This window comes from Mycobacterium sp. 1245852.3, from assembly GCF_001669335.1.
Classification (GTDB): domain Bacteria; phylum Actinomycetota; class Actinomycetes; order Mycobacteriales; family Mycobacteriaceae; genus Mycobacterium; species Mycobacterium europaeum_A.
In genome coordinates this window covers 1-2,279 of record NZ_LZLL01000101.1, presented here as the reverse complement: position 1 = coordinate 2,279, position 2,279 = coordinate 1, and the positions used below count along the sequence as shown (strand labels likewise).

3 protein-coding genes are annotated in these 2,279 nt (G+C 70.3%); all 3 read left to right on the top strand.

What is annotated here, in order from left to right:
* A partial coding sequence (locus tag A9W96_RS04395; protein WP_304441729.1) for a DnaJ C-terminal domain-containing protein occupies nt 1-269 on the top strand: 269 nt, incomplete at its 5' end.
* A 23-nt stretch (nt 270-292) separates the two neighbouring features.
* Nucleotides 293-1,141: a 16S rRNA (uracil(1498)-N(3))-methyltransferase gene (locus A9W96_RS04390; protein WP_066869559.1), complete on the top strand. Its 849-nt coding sequence runs from the start codon at nt 293-295 to the stop codon at nt 1,139-1,141.
* 56 nt (nt 1,142-1,197) lie between these two features.
* Nucleotides 1,198-2,256 (top strand): PhoH family protein, encoded by a 1,059-nt coding sequence (locus A9W96_RS04385; RefSeq protein WP_066880363.1) that lies wholly within the window; start codon nt 1,198-1,200, stop codon nt 2,254-2,256.
* Nucleotides 2,257-2,279: the final 23 nt, after the last annotated feature.

Below are 2,279 nucleotides of genomic sequence, written 5' to 3'. Positions count from 1 at the left end.
GCGTCAGCGAAATCACCATCCCGCCCGGCACCCAACCGGCGTCGGTCATCACCCTGCGCGGCCACGGCATGCCGCACCTGCGCTCCGGCACCCGCGGCGATCTGCATGTGCACGTCGAGGTCGTCGTTCCGGCCCGGCTGGACCACCGCGACACCGAACTGCTGCGCGAGTTCAAGACCCGCCGCAACCGCGACGTGCCCGAGGTCCGCTCGACGCACGCCGGGGGCGGCTTGTTCAGCCGGCTGCGCGAAACCTTCACCGGACGCTAGCGGGGAGCCGCGAAGGCGCGCACATGGTCGCGACCCTGTTCTACCTCGACGATCTGCCCGAGCCCGGCTCGCTGGCCGTGCTGGGCGGTGACGAGGGTTTCCACGCCGCGACCGTGCGGCGCATCCGCCCCGGCGAGCGGCTGGTGCTGGGCGACGGCGCCGGGGCCCTGGCCCACTGCGAGGTCGAGCACGCCGGGCGCGACGGGCTGCGCGCGCGGGTGCTCGAACGCTGGACCGTTCCCCCGGGATCCCCGCGGGTGACGGTGGTCCAGGCGCTGCCGAAGTCGGAGCGCTCGGAGCTGGCCATCGAGTTGGCCACCGAAGCGGGCGCCGACGCGTTCCTGGCCTGGCATGCCGCGCGGTGCGTGGCCAACTGGCAGGGCAACCGGGTCGACAAGGGTTTGCGGCGATGGCGTGCCGTCGCCCGGTCGGCGGCCCGCCAATCCCGTCGGGCGCACATCCCGCCGGTCGATGGCGTGCTGTCCACCGCCGAGCTGACCCGGCGGATCCGCGACGAGGTGGCCGCCGGCGCGACGGCGCTCGCCCTGCACGAGTCGGCCACCGACCGGCTCGCGGATGTCGGGCTGGCTCAAGCGGAATCGCTGCTGCTGGTGGTCGGTCCGGAAGGCGGCATCGCGGAAGACGAGATGGCGGCGCTGTCCGAGGCGGGCGCGACGGCGGTGCGGCTCGGGCCCCAGGTGCTGCGGACGTCGAGCGCCGCGGCGGTCGCGCTGGGCGCCCTCGGCGTGCTGACCCCGAGGTGGGACCAGCGCAGCGACGTTCCGGCAAACGGCCACACGCTGCGGGTTCGCGACACCGACCCGACGTCGAGTACGTTGCTGAACGCTGACCAATCCGGGCCCTCGGCGTAGACTGAGACGGCCCAGCAACCCACCGACAAGCCGAGAAAGCAGGCACCGAGAGCCACGTGACGCCCCGCGAGACCAGCGCTGCTGACGCAGCCGGAGCCGTCCCGACCTCTGCTCAGGTTCGCAGCAGCATCGACGTTCCGCCCGATGTCGTGATGGGCTTGTTGGGTTCGGCCGACCAAAACCTGCGGGCCCTCGAGCGCAGCCTGAAAGCCGACCTGCACGTGCGTGGCAACGCGGTCACCGTCGCGGGTGAACCCGCCGACGTCGCGCTCGCCGAGCGGGTGATCTCCGAGCTGGTCGCCATCGTCGCCGGCGGTCAGCCGTTGACCCCGGAGGTGGTTCGCCACAGCGTCGCCATGTTGGCCGGCACCGACAACGAGTCACCGGCCGAAGTGCTCACGCTGGACATCCTGTCGCGGCGCGGCAAGACCATCCGGCCCAAGACGCTCAACCAGAAGCGCTACGTCGACGCCATCGACGCCAACACCATCGTCTTCGGGGTCGGCCCGGCCGGCACCGGCAAGACCTATCTGGCGATGGCCAAGGCGGTCAGCGCGCTGCAGACCAAACAGGTCAGCCGCATCATCCTGACCCGCCCAGCCGTGGAAGCCGGTGAGCGCCTTGGCTTTTTGCCCGGCACCCTCAGCGAGAAGATCGATCCGTATCTGCGGCCGCTGTATGACGCGCTCTACGACATGATGGATCCCGAACTGATCCCCAAACTGATGACCGCCGGCGTCATCGAGGTGGCGCCGCTGGCCTACATGCGGGGACGCACGCTGAACTCCGCGTTCATCGTCCTCGACGAGGCGCAGAACACCACCGCCGAGCAGATGAAGATGTTCCTCACCCGGCTCGGCTTCGGATCCAAGATCGTCGTCACCGGCGACATCACCCAGGTCGACCTGCCGGGCGGCGCCAAGTCGGGCCTGCGCTCGGCGATGGAAATCCTGGACAGCGTCGATGACATCCATGTCGCGGAGCTGACCAGCGTGGACGTGGTTCGCCACCGGCTGGTCTCCGAGATCGTCGACGCCTATGCGAAATTTGACGAGCCCGGCCTGACATTGAACCGGGCGGCGCGGCGGGCGACGGGCTCGCGCGGTCGTCGATGATGGTGCGGTGAGCGGATTTCATG